16 protein-coding genes are annotated in these 19608 nt (G+C 62.6%); 12 read left to right on the forward strand and 4 right to left on the reverse strand.

What is annotated here, in order from left to right; translation table 11 throughout:
* Positions 1 to 6 precede the first annotated feature (6 nt).
* The 9 genes from LCW13_RS05190 to LCW13_RS05230 all read left to right on the forward strand — a co-directional run bounded on the left by LCW13_RS05190 (position 7) and on the right by LCW13_RS05230 (position 9576).
* Positions 7 to 639, forward strand: a complete 633-nt coding sequence (locus LCW13_RS05190; protein ID WP_153636798.1) for a phosphoribosylanthranilate isomerase — start codon at positions 7 to 9, stop codon at positions 637 to 639.
* A 302-nt stretch (positions 640 to 941) separates the two neighbouring features.
* The gene (gene accD / locus LCW13_RS05195) at positions 942 to 1961 is read left to right on the forward strand and encodes an acetyl-CoA carboxylase, carboxyltransferase subunit beta (protein ID WP_043336910.1); all 1020 of its coding nucleotides are present in this window, start codon (positions 942 to 944) and stop codon (positions 1959 to 1961) included.
* Positions 1954 to 3480 (forward strand): bifunctional folylpolyglutamate synthase/dihydrofolate synthase, encoded by a 1527-nt coding sequence (locus LCW13_RS05200; RefSeq protein WP_225347758.1) that lies wholly within the window; start codon positions 1954 to 1956, stop codon positions 3478 to 3480. Before accD ends, LCW13_RS05200 begins: the two co-directional genes overlap by 8 nt.
* Before the next feature lie 49 nt (positions 3481 to 3529).
* On the forward strand, positions 3530 to 4258 hold the full coding sequence (locus tag LCW13_RS05205) for an SPOR domain-containing protein (protein ID WP_225347759.1): 729 nt from the start codon (positions 3530 to 3532) through the stop codon (positions 4256 to 4258).
* Positions 4255 to 4983 (forward strand): CvpA family protein, encoded by a 729-nt coding sequence (locus tag LCW13_RS05210; protein WP_225347760.1) that lies wholly within the window; start codon positions 4255 to 4257, stop codon positions 4981 to 4983. Before LCW13_RS05205 ends, LCW13_RS05210 begins: the two co-directional genes overlap by 4 nt.
* A 243-nt stretch (positions 4984 to 5226) precedes the next feature.
* Complete coding sequence (gene purF / locus LCW13_RS05215) at positions 5227 to 6741, forward strand: amidophosphoribosyltransferase (RefSeq protein WP_043336916.1); 1515 nt, start codon at positions 5227 to 5229, stop codon at positions 6739 to 6741.
* A 235-nt stretch (positions 6742 to 6976) separates the two neighbouring features.
* Positions 6977 to 8191, forward strand: a complete 1215-nt coding sequence (locus tag LCW13_RS05220; RefSeq protein WP_225347761.1) for an O-succinylhomoserine sulfhydrylase — start codon at positions 6977 to 6979, stop codon at positions 8189 to 8191.
* A 177-nt stretch (positions 8192 to 8368) separates the two neighbouring features.
* On the forward strand, positions 8369 to 8911 hold the full coding sequence (locus tag LCW13_RS05225; protein WP_215824062.1) for a cytochrome b: 543 nt from the start codon (positions 8369 to 8371) through the stop codon (positions 8909 to 8911).
* Between the two features lie 65 nt (positions 8912 to 8976).
* Positions 8977 to 9576: a YceI family protein gene (locus tag LCW13_RS05230; RefSeq protein ID WP_043336921.1), complete on the forward strand. Its 600-nt coding sequence runs from the start codon at positions 8977 to 8979 to the stop codon at positions 9574 to 9576.
* Between the two features lie 182 nt (positions 9577 to 9758).
* On the opposite strand, the gene LCW13_RS05235 is transcribed toward LCW13_RS05230, so the two are convergent.
* On the reverse strand, positions 9759 to 10376 hold the full coding sequence (locus LCW13_RS05235; protein ID WP_225347762.1) for a LysE family translocator: 618 nt from the start codon (positions 10374 to 10376) through the stop codon (positions 9759 to 9761).
* 622 nt (positions 10377 to 10998) lie between these two features.
* The gene (locus LCW13_RS05240; protein WP_084589647.1) at positions 10999 to 11865 is read right to left on the reverse strand and encodes a 2OG-Fe dioxygenase family protein; all 867 of its coding nucleotides are present in this window, start codon (positions 11863 to 11865) and stop codon (positions 10999 to 11001) included.
* A gap of 695 nt (positions 11866 to 12560) precedes the next feature.
* Between LCW13_RS05240 and LCW13_RS05245 the strand changes: the two genes are divergently transcribed.
* Complete coding sequence (locus LCW13_RS05245; protein WP_225347763.1) at positions 12561 to 14351, forward strand: putative bifunctional diguanylate cyclase/phosphodiesterase; 1791 nt, start codon at positions 12561 to 12563, stop codon at positions 14349 to 14351.
* Positions 14352 to 14749: 398 nt separating this feature from the next.
* Here LCW13_RS05245 and LCW13_RS05250 read toward each other — a convergent pair whose 3' ends face one another.
* Positions 14750 to 15673 carry a LysR family transcriptional regulator gene (locus tag LCW13_RS05250; RefSeq protein WP_054554924.1) on the reverse strand — a complete coding sequence of 308 codons (924 nt, stop codon included), beginning with the start codon at positions 15671 to 15673 and terminating at the stop codon, positions 14750 to 14752.
* Between the two features lie 223 nt (positions 15674 to 15896).
* On the opposite strand from LCW13_RS05250, the gene trpB reads away from it, so the two are divergent.
* Together trpB and trpA are read left to right on the forward strand one after the other, a co-directional pair.
* Positions 15897 to 17138 (forward strand): tryptophan synthase subunit beta, encoded by a 1242-nt coding sequence (gene trpB / locus LCW13_RS05255; RefSeq protein WP_054554923.1) that lies wholly within the window; start codon positions 15897 to 15899, stop codon positions 17136 to 17138.
* A gap of 126 nt (positions 17139 to 17264) precedes the next feature.
* Positions 17265 to 18104, forward strand: a complete 840-nt coding sequence (gene trpA, locus LCW13_RS05260; RefSeq protein WP_153635334.1) for a tryptophan synthase subunit alpha — start codon at positions 17265 to 17267, stop codon at positions 18102 to 18104.
* Positions 18105 to 18273: 169 nt separating this feature from the next.
* Here the strand turns inward: trpA and LCW13_RS05265 are convergent, their stop codons facing one another.
* On the reverse strand, positions 18274 to 19221 hold the full coding sequence (locus LCW13_RS05265) for an alpha/beta fold hydrolase (RefSeq protein ID WP_153635335.1): 948 nt from the start codon (positions 19219 to 19221) through the stop codon (positions 18274 to 18276).
* Between the last annotated feature and the right edge of the window lie 387 nt (positions 19222 to 19608).

Here is a 19608-nt window from a genome sequence, read left to right on the forward strand (position 1 = left end):
ACCGAGATGAGCGCTCGAGCGAGCCAGCGTACCCGGATCAAGATCTGTGGCTTGACGCGTGAGCAGGATATCCGCGACGCCGTGGCAGCAGGGGCCGATGCGCTGGGCTTCGTGCTGTGGCCGGGCAGCAAGCGTGCGGTGGATGTGGCGCGGCTGGCCGAGCTTGCCGCGTGCGTGCCGGCCTTCGTGACGCGGGTCGGCCTGTTCGTGGATGCCAGCGCCGAAGAGATTGCGGCGGCGGCACCGCACCTCGATCTGCTCCAGTTGCATGGCAATGAGACGCCAGAGCAGTGTCGGGCGGCTGGGCGGCCCTATATCAAGGCGTTGCGCATGCGTGACGGGATCGATCTCGCCGCGCAGGCGGCGCGCTATCACGATGCGCGTGGCTTGCTGCTGGATGCCTATCGTCCCGGCGTGCCCGGTGGCACCGGCGAGACCTTCGACTGGTCGCGCATCCCGGCCGATCTGCCGCTGCCGGTCATCCTGGCAGGTGGTCTCGAGTCAGGCAATGTCGCTGCGGCGGTGGCGCAGGTCGCCCCTTATGCGGTCGATGTCTCCGGTGGTGTGGAAGCCGCGCCCGGCGAGAAGAGTGCCGAGCGCATGCAGGCATTCTGTCAGGCAGTCCGCCAGCAGCGCTGATTTGCCGGCAAGGTTGTGGCCCTTGCGTTGCTTTCGTCCCAAGCGGCGAGGGCCGCAACGCTCAATTGGCATCTCGCACTACCCGCAAGGGGGGCGAAGCCGCTACAATGACCCCCAGAATTCGGAAAAGTGGCCGTACGACCAATGGGTTGCACGGTCTTTTCCATTGGCACTGCCCTGTGATGGTAGCTGCCCGCCATATTGCCGGGGCGTGAACGCCCTGGAATATGTGCCAACTCGCATGGCCGCCGACAGTCGTCGAGCGGTGCCCAGAACAGCAGCAAAACGGAAGCCTCCCCACCATGAGCTGGCTTGACAAGATTGTGCCGTCAATGAGCCGTATCCAACGCAAGGATCGGCGTACCTCCATTCCTGACGGCCTGTGGCGTAAATGCCCCAAGTGCGAAGCAGTCCTGTACCTTCCGGAGCTGACCAAGCACGACAACGTCTGCCCGAAGTGTGACCACCACCTGCGTCTCACTGCGCGTGCGCGTCTGTCCTGGTTCCTCGACAGCGAAGGCCGCGAGGAAATCGCGGCGGATCTCGAGCCGGTCGATCGCCTCAAGTTCCGCGACTCCAAGAAGTACAAGGATCGCCTGAGCGCTGCCCAGAAGCAGACATCCGAGAAGGATGCGCTGGTCGCCATGCGCGGTGCACTCTCCGGTCAGCCGGTCGTGGCCGTGGCCTTCGAGTTCAGCTTCATGGGTGGCTCCATGGGTGCCATCGTCGGCGAGAAGTTCGTGCGTGCAGCAGAGCTTGCGCTGGCCGAGAACATCCCGCTGGTCTGCTTCGCCGCCTCCGGTGGTGCTCGCATGCAGGAAGCCTTGTTCTCCCTGATGCAGATGGCCAAGACCTCCGCGGCGCTTGAAAAGCTCAAGCAGGCTGGCGTGCCGTACATCAGCGTGCTGACCGATCCGGTCTTCGGTGGCGTGTCTGCGTCGCTGGCGATGCTGGGCGACCTGAATGTCGCTGAGCCGAACGCCCTGATCGGCTTTGCCGGTCCGCGGGTCATCGAGCAGACCGTGCGCGAGAAGCTGCCGGAAGGCTTCCAGCGCTCCGAGTTCCTGCTCGAGCATGGCGCCGTCGACATGATCATCCACCGCCGCGAGATGCGTGAGCGCCTGTCCAGCATCCTGCTCAAGTTGCAGGGCATGCCGGTCAACGCCGCCAACCTGCCGGTCGCGGATGCGGTCGTCGAAGAAGAATCCGTCGAGGCGGATGCGACTGTCGAAGCACCGGCCGAGCCGCGCTCCGCCGTGGACAGCGTGCTCGACGAGACCTTCACCAGCGAGAAGCCGCAAGGCGAACGTCGCGATGGCTGAGCAGGGCTCCGCCCCGGCAAGCTGCAGCACCGATGAGGTGCTGCAGTCTTCCTCACTCCCTCCGCTGGATGCCGCTTCGTGGCAGCTTTCCCCCCTGCATGATGCCGTGCCGCGTGGCCACTCGCTGGATGAGTGGCTGACGCGTCTCGAGCATCAGCACCCCGTCAGTATCGATATGGGCCTTGCCCGAGTGCTGTGCGTGGCCAGGCGTCTCGGTCTGGTCGGGGCGGGCGCGCGTCGGCTCGGTGACCGCATCATTACCGTGGCGGGGACCAATGGCAAGGGCTCGACAGTTGCCATGCTCGAGGCGCTGGGGCGTGCCCACGGGCTGAGCACCGCCACCTATACCTCTCCGCACCTGCTGCATTACAACGAGCGTCTGAGCTTCAATGGTCAAGACGTCAGTGATGCGGCATTGGTCACGGCCTTTGAGCAGGTCGATTCCGCGCGCCATTCCGGGCTGTCGGCCAATGGTGAGCCGCTGGATGACGAGGGTGTGATCAGCCTGACCTACTTCGAGGCCGGCACGCTGGCTGGGCTATGGCTGATCGCTCAGCAGCAACCGCAGCTCGCGATTCTGGAAGTCGGCCTGGGCGGACGTCTGGATGCCGTCAACATCATCGATTGTGATGTCGCGATGATCATCACGGTCGCACAGGATCATGCCGCGTTTCTTGGCACCGACCTCGAGAACATCGGCTTCGAGAAGGCCGGGATTCTGCGCGCCGGCAAGCCGGCCGTGTTCGGCTCGGATGTGCTGCCGTCCAGTTGTGCGGCGCATGCTCGCACGCTGGGTGTCACGCCGCAGGTGCTATGGCAGGACTTTCGCTGGCAGGCCGCGGCTGAATTTGTAAATGGCAATGTGAATAGCAGTGTGAAGGGCAGTGTGGATGGCAGCACGGACCATTCGGCTACCTCTCAATGGCAATGGCAGCGCCTGTCAGCGCCGGCACTGACGTTCGATGCGCTGCCAGACCCGGGCTTGCCGCGGGACAATGCGGCCAGTGCGCTGAATGCGTTGGTCGAGGCCGGTATCGAGCTCAACGCCGAATGCGTGCAGCAGGCCATGGCGAGCGTCAAGCTCAAGGGGCGTATGCAATGGCTGAGTCGTCACGGGCGAGACTGGTGTCTGGATGTCGGCCATAACCCGCATGCCGCGAGTTATCTGGCCAGCCGTCTTGCTGCTCATGACCTGCGTTGCGCGCGGGATCCTGCCACCCGTCCGCGGCGGGCGTTGCTCGCCATGCTGGGCGACAAGGATGCCGCTGGCGTGATTCAGGCGCTGGCACCGGTGGTGGACGGCTTCGTCGTCGCCACCCTGGATGGCGAGCGTAGCCGTCAGGCCAGTGAGCTTGCCGCCGTGGTCCGCCACTGTGGTGGTGAGGTGCTGGCGGAGTGCGAGACGGTCACCGCTGCAGCCGAATGGTTGGCACGCGAGACGAGCGCTGGAGAAGTATTGGTCTGTGGTTCCTTCTTCACGGTCGGTGAAGCATTGATGTGGCTCGACGCCCAGGCCTGATGCAGGCCGGCGGCGGGTCCGGGATTTCGGGTGCAAGGGAGATGTCACAATGAAATATGGCAAACGCGAGCGAATCAGCGGTGCGGTCATCCTGCTGGCGTTGGGGGTGATCTTCATCCCGATGCTCTTCGATGAGCCGCCGGCCCGTGATGAGCGCCCGAGTCCGGTGATGACGCTTGGCAAGCCGGTGGATATCGATCGCTCCAACGTCGATGAGCCGCAGCCGCCCAGCGAGCTGAAGATCGGCACGGATGTGCCGATCACCTTCGTCGACAGCAACGGCAAGGTGCGTGACAGTGACCCGGGTGCTGGCAGTGACAGCGGTTCCGAGTCCCAAGGCCGTGTCGCCGAGGCCGAGCAGTTGTCGCCGACCCGCTCTGTGGCCAGCAGCGAGCCGCAGTCAAAGCCAAAGCCGGAACCGGAACCGGAACCGGAACCCGCTGCCAAGCCGGAGCCCAAGCCTGCTCCCAAGGCTGAACCCAAGCCCGCGCCCAAGCCTGAGCCGAAGCCTGCGGTTGCCTCGAATGCGCCGTCGTCTTCCGCCGGTGGCTGGGCCGTGCAGGTCGGCAGCTTCGGTGACCCGGCCAACGCCGAGCGTCTCCAGAAGGAGCTGCAGGGCAAGGGCTTCGCGGCATACCGTATCCCGCGTGGCAGCAAGTTGACCGTTGTCTTCGTCGGCCCGTACAAGTCTTCCGAGATCGGTGAGTCCGCACGCTCGCGCCTGCAGCAGCAGGTCAATATCAAGGGCCTGCTGGTACGACGCAAGGAGGGTGAGTGAACGAGCTGGTCTGGATCGATTGGCTATGTCTGGGCCTGATCGGTATCTCGGTACTGCTGGGGCTGATGCGGGGTCTGCTCAGCGAGGCCCTGGGTCTGGCGGGCTGGCTGGTGGCATTGGTCGCGGCACGCCAGTTCGGCGCCGAGGTGGGTGGCCTTCTCGAAGAGATGATTGTCTCGCCGGGCATCCGCACCGCAGTCGGCTTCGTGCTGGTGGTGATCGCGAGCGTGCTGATCTGGGGGCTGATGTTGCGCCTGCTGGAACGCTTGATTCATGCGGTCGGCATGGGCGGCTTCAATCGCCTGCTCGGCGGTGTATTCGGCGCCTTGCGCGCGGCGGTCATACTGGTGCTGATCACCGCCGTGGTGGGGCTGACGCCCCTGCGTGACAGCGCCGACTGGCAGGCCGCCCAGCTGCGGCCGATGCTTGAGCAGCTGCGCGACTGGTCGTTGGCTCGCTATCGTGAGTGGGATACGGGCGGTGACTGGGGCCAGAGCGTGTCGCTTCCGGATTCCACCAGCGGCACCCGGCTCAAGCAGCAGGCCAGCGGTCTGATCGACAGCGCCCAGCGAGAAGGGCGTGCGTTGAGCGACAGCCTCAGCCAGCAGGCGCTGCAGTCGTTCACGCGCCAGGATGCCACGCAGGACCAGCCCTCGCTGGAGGCGTTGCTCAGGGGCAGCACCGCTGGCGAGGCCGCAAGCCGCAATGCGGGTGGTGAGCAGTGACAGGCAGGATCTTCAGCGCCGGGCATCGTGGCCCGGCGTTGTCGTTTTCGGCATTCGGCACGCGTTGCTGAAGCCTCATGCGGGGCAGTCGAAGGGGTTGACCCATCGGTCAGGTGTTGCCTGCATGGGGGGCAGGCCTGACAATTGCGCCGTGTGAGCACTCATATTGCCATATGGACGGGCGCCGGCAGTCGCCAGCGTGCGCTTCCCTATCCAAGTGTGTATTAGTGAGGTAATGACGGGATGTGCGGGATTGTAGGTTTGATGGCCAACGCCTCGGTCAACCAGGCGCTGTATGACGCGCTGACCGTATTGCAGCACCGCGGGCAGGACGCCGCGGGCATGATGACCTGGCACGAAGGTCGTTTCCTGCTGCGCAAGAGCAATGGTCTGGTGCGTGATGTCTTCCGCACTCGTCACATGCAGCGTCTCAAGGGCAACATGGGGATCGGCCATGTTCGCTACCCGACCGCCGGTTCCTCCAGCGAGGCGGAATCACAGCCGTTCTATGTCAACTCGCCTTACGGCATCACGCTGGCGCACAACGGCAACCTGACCAACTCCGACCAGCTCAAGCAGGAGTTGTTCTCCTCTGATCTGCGTCACATCAACACCAGCTCCGATTCCGAGGTGCTGCTCAACGTCTTCGCTCACGAGCTGGGCAAGCAGGGCATGCGTCTGGGTGCCGGTGATGTGTTCGATGCCGTGCGTCGTGTGCATCGTCGCTGCAAGGGCGGCTACGCGGCCGTCTCGATCATCAACGGCACTGGCCTGGTCGCTTTCCGTGATCCGCACGGCATCCGTCCGGCGTGTTTCGGCAAGCGTGACTCCGCCGAAGGCGTCGAGTACATGATCGCCTCCGAATCCGTGGCGCTCGACGTCGCCGGCTTCGAGCTGATCCGTGACCTGGCCCCGGGTGAAGCGGTATTCATCGACATGGAGCGTGAGCTGCACACTCTGCAGTGCGCGGATGATCCGGTTCTCAAGCCGTGCATCTTCGAACACGTCTACCTGGCGCGTCCGGATTCCCTGCTCGACGGTGCCTACGTCTATGGCACCCGCATGCGCATGGGCGAGAAGCTGGCCGACAAGATCGTGCGTGAATGGCCGGAGCAGGACATCGATGTCGTGATTCCGATCCCCGATACCTCGCGTACCTCCGCCCTCGAGCTGGCCCAGCATCTGGGAGTGACTTACCGCGAAGGCTTCATGAAGAACCGCTATATCGGCCGTACCTTCATCATGCCGGGGCAGACACTGCGCAAGAAGTCCGTGCGTCAGAAACTCAACGCCATCGATATCGAGTTTGCCGGCAAGAACGTGCTGCTGGTGGACGATTCCATCGTGCGCGGTACCACCTGCAACGAGATCATCCAGATGGCGCGTGAAGCGGGCGCCAAGAACGTCTACTTCGCGTCGGCAGCACCGGCGGTTCGCTACCCCAACGTTTACGGCATCGACATGCCGGCGGCGGAAGAGCTGATCGCCCATGACCGTACCGAGAAGGAAATCGCGGACCTGATCGGCGCTGACCGTCTGTTCTATCAGGACCTCGACGACCTGAAGGACGCCTGTCGTGAAGTCAATCCGGCGCTGGATGAGTTCGATTGCTCCGTGTTCGACGGTGTCTACGTGACCGGCGATATCGATGAAGCCTATCTGAACGACCTGCGTGCCTCGCGCAATGATGGCGCCAAGAGCGCTGGCGAGACCCACGCGGTGGTGGATCTGCACAACGATTCGGAAGATCTCGACTGATCCGGCTGCCTGCCATCCTCGGCAGGCAATCACGCGATGAGCGAACCGCAACGGGCTCCGGAGAAATCCGGGGCCCGTTGCGCGTTCAAAACCGGTAACATTGGCGCATCGCTTTTCCTTCTTCTTGCTGTCGACGCGACCCGAGATGCTGAAGACGCGACATGTCACAGCGGCGCGTGACGCTGGATCGTGATTCACAGGGCAGTAGATTCCATCAGTAGAGGTACTGGACACCATGCACGACGACAATCTTTCCCGCGCCGGTCTTTCCCGCGATGAGCTGGGCCTCGAGACGCTCGCCATCCGTGCCGGTCACCTGCGCGGTGCCGAGCAGGAACACGGCGAGCCCATCTACACCACCTCAAGTTTCGTCTATGGCAGCGCCGCTGAGGCCGCAGCCAAGTTCGGGGGCGATGAAGCCGGCAACATCTACTCGCGCTTCACCAATCCGACGGTGCGCTTCTTCGAGGAGCGCCTGGCGGCGATGGAAGGCGGTGAGCGTTGCGTGGCAACCAGTTCCGGCATGGCCGCGATCATGTCCACCGTGCTGGCGTTGCTGGAATCCGGCGATGAAATCGTCGCGTCGCGTTCCATCTTCGGTTCGAGTGTCAGCCTGTTCACCAAGTACTTCGGCAAGCTGGGCATCACTACGCGCTTCGTCGAACTGAAGGATCTGGATGCCTGGCGCGAGGCGATCACGCCGGCCACCAAGCTGTTGTTCGCCGAGACACCGTCCAATCCGCTGTCCGAGCTCGGCGATATCAAGGCATTGGCGGCGCTGGCCCATGAGAACGACGCCTGGCTCGCCATCGACAACTGCTTCTGTACGCCGGCTCTGCAGCGCCCGCTGACGCTGGGCGCCGATATCGTCATCCACTCCGCCACCAAGTATCTCGATGGTCAGGGCCGGACGCTGGGTGGTGCCGTGGTCGGAAGCTCCTCGCTGATGGAGGAGGTCTATGGCGTGGTGCGTACCTGCGGGCCGTGCCTGAGCCCCTTCAACGCCTGGGTCTTCCTCAAGGGCCTGGAGACGCTGAACATTCGCATGGAAGCCCACTGTGCACGTGCGCTGACGCTGGCACATTGGCTGGAGGCGCATCCGGCCATCGAGCGGGTGCATTACTCCGGACTTGAGAGCCATCCGCAGCATGAACTGGCCAAGGCCCAGCAGAAGGCCTTCGGTGCGGTGCTGGGGGTGGTGGTCAAGGGCGGCCGCGAGGCGGCCTGGTCGGTGGTCGATGCGACGCAGATCCTGTCGATCACTGGCAACCTGGGCGACGTGAAGACCACCATCACGCACCCGGCCACCACGACTCACGGTCGCCTCAGCGATGACCAGAAAGCAGCCGCCGGCATCGAAGAGGGCCTGCTGCGTATTGCCGTCGGTCTGGAAGATCTCGACGACATCAAGCGTGATCTGGCGCGCGGACTTGATCGCCTCGCGAGCTGAGTCCCGTAACGCCTGCCTTTGCACACCAACGCCCGGTTCTGCCGGGCGTTGGTGTCTCTGGACAATTTCGCTGGTGTTGCCCGCAAGGGTTGGCGTCCGTTCGGGCACTGGTTAAGCTCTTGCTCAAAGAACCTGCCAGCTCGATGGTCAGGTGGAGACTGTCATCAGGAGCACCTCATGTGGCGTAATTCTCGACGGGGCTGGGGCTGGCCTGTCATCGTGATGCATTGGCTGTCGGCGCTGGCCATCGTCGGGCTCTTCGCGCTGGGCTGGTGGATGACGTCGCTTGGCTATTACGATGCCTGGTACCAGCTCGGTCCGTGGTGGCATCGCTCGGTCGGGGTGATATTGCTGGTGCTGACGCTGGTGCGGCTTGCCTGGCGCTGGAGCCAGACGACCCCGCAGGCGCACGGCACGCGTAATGAACAGCGCGCGGCGCTTATCGGCCATGTGTTGCTCTACGTGCTGATGCTGGTGGTGATGATCTCGGGTTACCTCATTTCCACCGCTGACGGGCGTGGCATCAAGGTATTCGATCTCTTCGAGGTGCCGGCAGTGATCTCGGGGCTGAAGGATCAGGCATCGCTGGCAGGTGAGGTGCATTGGTATGCTGCCTGTGTGCTGATCATCCTGTCGCTGGGGCATGCGGCGGCGGCATTCAAGCATCACCTGCTGGATGGGCAGGACACGTTGCGGCGCATGATTCGGCCGCTGCGCTGACGAAAAGGAAGGCGTTGGGTACGCTCGAACGCCAGATGTGACGAAACCTCTCAAGGAGCACCAACATGAACAAGACATCCTTCCTCGGCAAGTCACTGGTGGCAGGTCTCATGGCGGCGTCGCTGCCGCTGATGGCGGGTCAGGCACAGGCCTCCGATTACACGATCGATACCGATGGCCAGCACGCCTTCATCCAGTTCAAGATCAGCCATCTGGGCTATTCCTACGTGCTGGGGCAGTTCAAGGAGTTCAGTGGTGATTTCTCCTATGATCAGGGGAAGCCGGAAGATGCGAAAGTGTCGGTAGAAGTCGATGTCGATAGCCTGGACAGCGCCCACGCCGAACGCGACAAGCACATCAAATCGGCCGACTTCCTGGATGTCTCCCAATATCCGACGGCAACCTTCACCTCGACCGGTTTCGAGTCCACCGGCGATGGTTCCGGCAAGCTGAAGGGGGACTTGACGCTGCACGGCCAGACGCAGCCCGTGACCCTGGATGTGGATCATATCGGCGGCGGTGAAGACCCGTGGGGCGGCTACCGTCAGGGCTTTGAAGGCACCACCACGCTGAAGCTCGCCGACTACGGCATCGACACATCCAAGCTTGGCCCGAATGCGGCCACCGTCGATCTGTATCTGGTCATCGAAGGCATCCGCCAGTAATGACGACAAGCGCAGGGCACTGGTGCTGACGTCAGCGCCGACAACGTGCACTGACGCCGTGGGTTGAGCGCAAGCGCTCTGCAATCCCACCCCATGCCTCTCGACACAAACGCCCCTGCCAATCGGCAGGGGCGTTTGTGTTTGTGCAAGGCGCTCACGTCACGGGGAGTGTCGTTCAGGCGTCAGCCGCGCAATGCCAGATAGCCACCCGCCCCGATCATCAGACCGCCGGCGCTGCGATTGAGGCGTTTGACTGCCTTCGCCGAGCGCAGATAGCGGCGGACACGCCCGGCGAGATAGCCCACCGGCACCACGCCCAGCAGCAATGCGCTCAGGTTGAGTCCGGCGGCGATCACGATATCGCTGCCGGACAGCCGGGTGATATCCATGAAGGTGGGCAGGAAGGCGATATAGAACAGGATGACCTTGGGGTTGGAGGCCGAGATGAGAAAGCCCTGCAGAAACCCTTTCCACCAGTTGCCACGTAGCCTGGGCACCTCAGCTTCCTCCAGCATCGGTGAGCTCGTCCATAACTTGTAGCCGAGATAGAGCAGGTAAGCGGCGCCCAGGATACGGATGACCACGAAGACTTCGCCCCAATGCGTGGCCAGTGCCGACAGGCCGAACACCGCCGCCAGCATGTAGCAGACATCACTGAGACTCATGCCCACGGCCATCGGCACGCAGGCATTGCCACCCTGGCTCATGCCGCGCGCCAGCAGCGCCAGGATGCCAGGCCCGGGGGTGATGCCAAACAGGAAGATGGCAATGAAGAAGGTCAGCCCGCTTTCAAAGGTCATGAGAGGTCCCTGATGCATAGAGGGGAGGACAGCGCCGCCAAAGCGACGATGCAATCAAGCGCGTCTCGACGACAGGCGAGAGTGCCAAGCGCAAGACCCCAGAGTAATGCAAAGCGCGGCGGTGCGGGAGAGCAGAACAAGAGGAGGGGATGAAGGAGGAGAAAGCGAGAACAAGGAAAGAGTGAAGAGAGCAGAATGAAGAGGAGATAAGAAGAGAGAGAAGAAGGAAGGATCGTGTAACAGGACAGATGCATGATTCAAGGCAAGCGCGAAGCGGGCGCTCTGTGGCATATAAAAGCGCCAGCCGGTGGCCCGGCTGGCGCTGGGTGCTGCACATGCACGTTTTCGTCGGCGCGCATCTTGTGACAGTGCGTCACCTGATGGCAGGTACTCCTTCTTCTTTCCTGTGTCTGACGCCATGAGGCTCGGGCGCTCAGGTACTCAGGTATTCAGGCACATAGGTACTCTGGCGCTTGGGCGCTCAGGGATGCAGGCGCTCAGAACAGGGTTTCACGTATCGGGGGGCATCGGCATCGTGGCTTCTGCGCGGCGGGGCTTCAGATGAGACGACGCCGCAAGTTGCGATGCGTCTCGCTGCGATGGCTCGCGAGCAATCCGTTGCTCACTCGCAGTCGTTGAGGACGGCGTCCGGGAAATGACGACGCAGCATGCGGTTCTGGAACTCGTCGATGAACGAGCAGTTGATGATGATGATGAAGCGCTCGAAGTGCTCGCCGGCGTTCTCCTGGGTGATGGAGCTGACACTGTGGAACAGCTGGTCATCGTGGATATGCAGGACCTCGCCCGGTGCCAGCTCCGTGGTGGTCAGCAGCTCTTTGCCTGCCTTGTCCTGATAGAGGGTGTTGATGGCGCCGCTGACATTCTCGCGGTTGAGCACCAGGATGCTCAGGTACTTGCAGCCATCGGCGTGGATGCCCTGGCCCTGGAGAGGATCGATGGTGCCATCACCGCGCACGCCGGTGATCTGCATCAGGATAGGTTCACGCGGGCCGATACCCCACATGTCGGCCCAGGCCTTCACGAAGGCGCGCACATCCTCGCGCTCGGTGAAGCTCTCTTCCAGCGGTGCGTAATAGCGCAGACGGTCAGCCATGCTGGCGGCGTCATTGAACTTGCCGCCCTGGGCCATCGGACATTCGCCCAGCGTCTCGACTTCATGCTGGTCGTTCAGGTGCAACCAGGACATGCGCTTCCAGCGGGTGTTGACGTAGGGGTCACGCGGCAGGTCCTTCAGGAAGCCCTGCCAGGCCTCGAGGTCGATCTGGGAGGTGATGGATGCCTTGCTCCAATGCTGGCGTGCCAGCTCCTCGTGGACTGCCTCCGGCCAGTACTGCGAGGCAAGCGGCAGGCGCAAGGGGGTGGTGTCCGTCTTGGGGGTCGGGTAGTGCTCCACCAGGCCGCCCTGTTCCAGGGTGATCTTGCGGGAAGAGTCGGCCAGTTGACGTACGCCACGATTTGCGATGTTCATATGAAATTCCTCGACGTTTTGTGCGCTTGGGCGCAAATGGAAGGTGTTGCATTGGCAACGTCGAGGAGAATGGGAAGGTGCGCACGAGATAGTCAAACCCGTACCATGGCGGTAACACGCTAATCTCGCGCAAGTATCATCAATATGGGTACATGGCCAATATCGAGGTATGAGTAATCTAATCGACTGGTATTATGTAAGTCATTAGCGCTATTCTTCGCCCTTTGCAGACGAGCAGCGCAACGCATGTTCAGGCCGCCTGGCACTGCATGAAGCGTTGAGGATAGTGATCGAGAGGCGCTGCAAGACGCTGGGTTTACGCGCAGCAGACCCTTAGACTTTTCTCATGACGACAAGAACTCGTTCTGCGTGTGAGAGAACTCGTTCGAAGTGACATTCCGTCACGAGTTGATCTGCCCCGCCGAAGTCCGGCGAACAGGCGAAGGACGGCAGCGGAGGTATCCTTCAACATGGCTAAAGGGTTCCGCCAGGCCAGCAGGGCCGCCGGAATATTGTGCTCTCGTCCCGTCATCATTGCCGTGGTACTGACGTTGATGGTGGTGGTGATGTGGGGCCAGAGCATGCTGGGTCGATGGCCAACCGCGTTACTGATGGTGATTCTTGGCGCAACTGCGGGCATCATGCTATCTCGCAAGCGTCAGGTGTCACATCATCAGCATACGCAGGAGGCGGTCATGCAGACGAGTATGGTTGGCCTCTCGACCAGCAAGGGACTTCCCGTCAGTGATCAGCGCTTTCGAGAGCTGTTGGAAAGTCTGCCGCGCGTCGCCGTTCAGGGCTATGACAGCCAGCGCCGCGTCATCTACTGGAACGAGGCCAGCGAGCGGCTATACGGCTATAGCGAGCAGGAAGCTCGTGGACGATGCCTGGAAACTCTGGTGATCCCGGAGACGATGGCAGATGTCGTGGTGGACGCACACCATGCCTGGGTCTCTCAGGGTATCGAGATCCCCTCCAGTGAACTTGAGCTCAAGCACAAGTCAGGCGCCCCCGTGCCTGTCTTTTCTCACCATGTGATGTTGGGAGAGCGCACTGACAACCCGCTGATGTTCTGTATCGACATCGATCTGGCGGGTGAGCGCAAGGTCCAGCGTGATCTGGATTACATGACGCGTTTCGACCCCCTGACGGAGCTGCCCAATCGCCAGACCTTCGAGAGCGAACTCGGCGAGGCGCTCAGTGAATGTCAGCGTCATGACGACACCCTGATGGTGCTGTTTCTCGATATCGATCATTTCACCGAGATCAATGACACCCTCGGTTACGAGATGGGTGACCGCGTCATCCGTAGCGTGGCCAAGCGTCTGCAGGGCTTCCAGCGCAATCAGGATCTGCTCTCGCGCTTTGGTGGCGATGAATTCGTGCTGGCGATGCCACGACTGGATTACGAGAGTGATGCCCTGTCGGTGGTCGAGCGCATTCGTCAGGACTTCCAGCGACCCTTCGAGATCGAAGGGCGCCAGTTGCTGCTGCGCCTGAGTATCGGCATCAGCCTGTATCCCGAGAATGGGAGCGAGGCGGCCGAGCTGGTGCGCAATGCCGATGTCGCCAAGCATCGTGCCAAGCTGGCCGGGCGCGATGGCTATCAGTTCTTCAATCAGGAAGTCCGCAACGAGATGCTGCATCAGCACCATCTGGCCGGACGCCTGCAGGCGCTGCTGAATCAGGACGGCGGAGGGGAATTGTCGCTGCATTATCAGCCGCAGGTGGCGGCGCGCAGTGAGCGCATCGAATCCTTCGAGGCGCTGCTGCGCTGGCATTCTCCCGAGGGCTATATTCCGCCCTCCGATTTCGTGAAGGTCGCCGAGCGCACCAATCTGATCGAGCGTCTGGGAGACTGGGTCATCCGCCAGGCGTGTCGTCAGCAGGCCGAATGGCGCGCCATGGGGCTGAAGGGCTACCGGATCGACATCAACATCTCCGGACGCCAGGCCATCAGCTCGGACGTCTTCACCCGCCTTGAGGCCTACGTCGAGGAATACGGGCTGACACCGCGGGACATCGGTATCGAGCTGACCGAGAACGTGTTGATCGATGCCGATATCAAGGTGCGCGACAGCCTGCGGGCGCTCTACGACCGTGGCTACAAGATCGCCATCGATGACTTCGGCACCGGCTATTCCTCGATGAGCTATCTCAAGTTGTTGCCCGTGACGGCGCTCAAGATAGATCGCTCCTTCGTGATCGAGTGCGCCCAGGAGCCCAAGGACCGCGCCATCATGGAGGCCACGGTCTTCCTCGGTCATCGCCTCGGGCTGGAGGTAGTCGCGGAAGGAGTCGAGAACGAGCAGCAGCTGGAGTTGCTGCGCGAGATGCGTTGTGACCTGATCCAGGGCTATTACTTCTACAAGCCGATGGCGGCCACGGACATTCAGCGCCTGTTACTCGGCGGCAACAATCCGCCGAATCGCGCCTCGGGGGCCCTCGCCTCGGACAAGGGCGCTGCAGCCCCTGGCTGTCACTGATACCGGTCGGCCATGCGAGCGATTGATGGTGCTTCTCCAGCAAAGGTCTGTTGCTGTTTGGGCCCTTTTTTGTTCGCGGACTAAAAGATATGATGCTGACAGTTGAAACGCGTCAGGCCGTCACCCTTCATTTCGAGTCCTCCATCTCGGATAAGGACTGGCCACCTGACGTGAAGTCTTCGAGTCGAGCCAGTCATGGCTCCTCGATCATTTCTGCCGAGGGTGGCTGCGTCGTTCAATGCGCAGGGTTGTTCGCCCATCCTCGCTTCCAGCCTGCGTTGCAGGTTGCGATGGTTCCTTGAGCGGATTCACGATCTTTCCGGCGCTATCCTCTGGATACATGTCCGGGCAAGCCAGTCCTTGTGACTGGCTTTTTTTATGCCTGCCACAAAGTGTGGCTAGTGGGGCGGTGCCGTCGCCAGCTCCCGGGCAAGCCATTCGCCCAGCGCCTCGGCATGCGGGTGGCGAGCACGAGCGCGGCCGACCTGCGGCAATGTCAGCGTCAGGCATGCCTCGGTCTCGACGAACCCCCAGGGGGCCACGAGACGCTTGCTGCGCAGGTCTTCCTCCACCAGATAGTCCGGCGCGATGCCGACGCCCAGTCCGACCAGTGTCGCCTCGAGCAGGTAGTTGAGGTGCTCGAAACCTTGCGCGTAATCAAGCCCCTCACTGGATAGTCCCTGGCGTGAGCACCAATCTGGCCAGGCTTGCGGGCGTGATCGGGTATGCAGCAGGGGCAGGCCCAGCAGAACCTCGGGGGAAGGGGGACTGGATGCCTCGCTCAGCCACTCGCTGTCGGGCCGCAGGACGGGCCCGATGCGCTCGGTGCCCAGCACGCGCGTCTCCTGATGCTCGGCGTCATCAAAGGGCGGCGTCTGGAAGCGCAGGACACCGTCCACGCCATTGCGCAGCCCTTCGTTGTCATCACTGGCGGTCAGGTGCAGCTCGAGTTCCGGCAGGGCGTCCTTGAGTGCCCCCAGTCGCGGAATGAACCAGCGTGCCAGAAACGACCCCGGGCAGCTCAGCACGAAGGGCGCCCGCGCATCACTGCGTGCCAGTGCCCCGCATACGCGTGCCAGACCGCCAAGGTGATGACGGGTCGCGGTCGCCAGCTCACGGCCGGCCTGTGTCAGCGTCAGGCCCCGCCCGGCGCGATCGAACAGGCGTGTGCCGAGTGCGTCTTCCAGCTGGCGGATCTGACGGCTGACGGCCCCGTGGGTCACATGCAGTTCCTCTGCGGCGCGCGAGGCGCTCTCATGGCGAGCTGCCACATCGAAGGTGCGCAGGGCATTGAGGGGAGGCAGTAGCTCGGTGCGCTCCATGGTGTGTCTCCTGAGCAAGTGCTGGACGTGTCATTGGCATGGAAAGAGTGGCTGCGCGGCAATGACCGTCTCGACCATCTGTGAGATTTTCTCACACATCTTGGCGAATTTATCGTTTTTCTTCCAGTGCCTGCAGCGCTAGGATGATCACCATATCGCTGGCCCCGCAGATGCCTTGCGCAGTATGTGAGACCAGCCACTGACACGATTCGAGGAGTTCAGCATGAGCCAGACGACTGCTACCCCCAGCCTGCGCCAAGGGCCTGATGCCAAGGGTTTCTTCGGTGATTTCGGCGGCCGCTTCGTTGCCGAGACGCTGATGCCGTTGATTCTGCACCTGCAGCGCGAGTATGAAGCCGCCAAGCAGGACCCGGCATTCGCCGAGGAGCTGGCTGGTCTGTCCGCGGACTATGTCGGCCGCCAGAGCCCGCTGTATTTCGCCGAGCGTCTGACCGAGCAGCTGGGCGGCGCCAAGATCTATCTCAAGCGTGAAGACCTGATGCATACCGGGGCTCACAAGATCAACAACGCGCTGGGCCAGGTACTGCTCGCTCGCCGCATGGGCAAGCAGCGCATCATCGCCGAGACCGGTGCCGGCATGCACGGTGTGGCGACTGCCACCGTGGCGGCGCGTTTCGGGCTGGACTGCGTGATCTACATGGGCTCCACCGATATCCATCGTCAGCAGCCCAATGTGCAGCGCATGCAGCTGCTGGGCGCCAAGGTCGTGCCTGTCACCGCCGGTGATGGCACGCTGAAGGACGCCATGAACGAGGCGCTGCGTGACTGGGTCACCAACGTCGATGACACCTTCTACATCATCGGTACCGTGGCCGGGCCGCACCCGTACCCGCAGCTGGTGCGTGACTTCCAGTCCATCATCGGTCAGGAAACCCGCGTGCAGCTGCAGGAGAAGGAAGGGCGTCTGCCGGATTCGCTGGTCGCCTGCATCGGCGGCGGTTCCAACGCGATGGGCCTGTTCCACCCGTTCCTCGATGAGGAAAGCGTCGAGATCATCGGTGTCGAAGCCGCTGGTGAAGGTCTTGAGACTCCGCGTCATGCCGCCAGCCTCAAGGGCGGCCTGCCGGGCGTACTGCATGGCAACCGCACCTTCCTGCTGCAGGATGAAGAAGGTCAGATCGGCGATGCGCACTCCATCTCCGCCGGGCTCGACTATCCGGGTATCGGTCCGGAACACGCATGGTTGCATGACATCAAGCGTGCCGAATATGTCGCCGCGACCGACCAGGAAGCGCTGGACGCCTTCAAGATGCTGTGCCGTCTAGAAGGCATCATTCCGGCGCTGGAGTCCTCCCACGCGCTGGCGGAAGTCATCAAGCGTGCGCCGGGCCTGCCGAAGGACCACCTGATGGTGGTCAACCTGAGCGGCCGTGGTGACAAGGACATGGCCACCGTGACTCATCACCTGGCCGACGAACTGGGCCTGAACCCTGACGGCGAGTAAGCCCGGGTCTGTCACGTGTTGCCCGGCGTCAGAGTCGTCAGTCGCTGATCGAGTCTGAGCGCCCCATGCCTTCTTCGCCTGCAGGTGTCATCGATGCCTGCAGGCCAGCAAATCCGGAGTCTATTGATGAGCATTTCCGCTATCGACACTACTGCCAGCAGCCGTCTTGACCGTCGCTTCGCTGCCGTGCGCGCCGAGAATCGTGCCGCGCTGGTGACCTACATCACTGCGGGCGACCCCGGCTACGATGCCAGCCTCGCGACCTTCCTCGGCATGGCGGACGCAGGCGCCGATGTCATCGAGCTGGGCATGCCGTTCACGGACCCGATGGCCGATGGTCTGGCCATTCAGCATGCCACCCAACGTGCCCTGAAGGCCGGCCAGACCATGGACCGCACCCTGGCGATGGTCAGCGAGTTCCGCAAGCGCGATCAGGACACTCCCATCGTGCTGATGGGCTACTACAACCCGATCTATCGTCGTGGCGTGAGCCGTTTTCTCGAGCAGGCAAGCGAGGCAGGCGTCGACGGCCTGATCGTCGTCGATCTGCCGCCGGAGCACGATGACGAGCTGTGCGTCCCGGCCAGCGAAGCGGGCATCAGCTTCATTCGCCTCGCTACGCCGACCACCGACAGCGAGCGTCTGCCGGGTGTGCTGGCCAACACCTCGGGCTTCCTCTACTACGTCTCCAGCAATGGCGTGACCGGCGGCGCGGCACCTACTGCCGAGAAGGTCGAGGCCGAGGTCGGTCGCATTCGTGAACATACCGATATTCCGGTCGCGGTCGGCTTCGGTATCCGTACCGCTGAACAGGCGGCGCGGATCGGGCGTTTCTCCGACGGTGTGGTGGTCGGTTCTGCCTTGATCGACCTGCAGGCCAATGCCGAGACGCCGGAGCAGGGTACTCAAGCCGTGCACGCCCTGACCCGTGAACTGGCTGATGCCCTGAAGACCGCGCGTCAGTGATTGCTGGTTAGCGGTCAGCATGCCCCTCGCAGGGGCGGTAGTTAGATAGATAGACAGCAACGCCTCGAACCCTGTTCGGGGCGTTGCTGTTTGTGAGGCACGCGCTATCGGCACGACGCGGCGTGTCACGTCCATCGCCTCGTTCTCGCACTTACCCTTGTTCTTACGCTCACGAAGCGGGCGCTGGCAGGATCTGGTCCAACCAGTGTGCTATCCGCCCACGTATCTGGTCACTGTCGTGCCATTGCAGCAGCAGATGGGGCGCCTCGGGCAGGTAATGAATCTCGAGCGTATCGCGTGAGGCGCTCGGCCAGTCGCTGACCAGCCGCTCGATGGCCACACGGGGCACGGTCTCATCGCGATCACCGTGCAACAGCAGGGTGGGCGGCAGTCGTGTGTCAGCAGAAAGTGCTGCGATGTCATCGCTGGCGTGATCCGTGAAGCGAATCAGGCCGTAATAGGCATCAAGGCGCACGGAATGCACGACGCGGGAATCCTTGGCCAACCGCCCGGCAGCTGCGGGCTGAAGTTCTCCTTCGGGGTACCTGCGTGGCACCTCCACGCTGGTCGCTGGGATAAGGTGCGCCGCCGTCCAGAGTCCTGCGTTGTACAGATAGCGCCAGCGGATGCCGCCGCGGACGCCCGGGGCGGCGAGCAGGCTGCCATCGATCGACAGCGCCGGATGTTGGGCGAGGGCATTGAGTATCACCGAGCCGCCCATGCTTTCTCCCGCCACGATCAAGGGGAGGTTCGGGTGGCGCTGGCGCAGTACCGTGATGGCGTCCACCAGATCCTCGACCAGCAACGGGGACTCCGGCCATCGCCCTTGCTGGCTGGACTCCCCGAAACCGCGTTGGTCATAGGCGTAGGTCACGATGCCTTGTCCGGCCAGCCACGGGCCCAGATCGGCATATGCCAGCCGGAAGTCGCCGTAGCTGTGCAGGCCAAGCAGCATGGCGCGTTGAGGGGTTGCCTGCGCAGGTTGCCAGGACTCCCATGCCAGCGACGTGGCGTCGCGGGTCACGAGATGGCGTGAGGCGGAGGATTCATCAAGGCAAGGGGCCTGGTGGATGTCATTGGCCGCAAGGTAGTGCGGCCCGCATCCCGATAGCAGCATGCAGAGTGTGACTGACACAAAGGGCAGCAGAGCGTTCAAGGAGTGGCTCTCCGTGGCGAATGGCGTGATGTGTGTACTACGCCCGACGCTGCCGAGTGGATCATGCTGTCAGGGCATCTGAAATGTGAGCGTTGTCAGTGTTGTGGGAGTGAACGCGCTCGATTCAAAGGCCTGTGCGGCGCTCGAGAGCCGAATGATGATCGACGCCAGTGCCGATCGAATGACGCTGGACTCATATTCAACGCATCGCAGTGGGTTAATATCACTGAGACATAGGCCGCATACTGGTGCCGAGGATCCGGCACGCTGGTGCTGGTAATTCGCCGAGTCCTGAGGCTCGGCATGTCATCCAGCCAGGATCGCAGAGGAGTCTGCTGAGGATACGCC

It is taken from the genome of Cobetia amphilecti, from assembly GCF_020217465.1.
In the GTDB taxonomy this organism is placed as follows: Bacteria; Pseudomonadota; Gammaproteobacteria; order Pseudomonadales; family Halomonadaceae; genus Cobetia; species Cobetia amphilecti.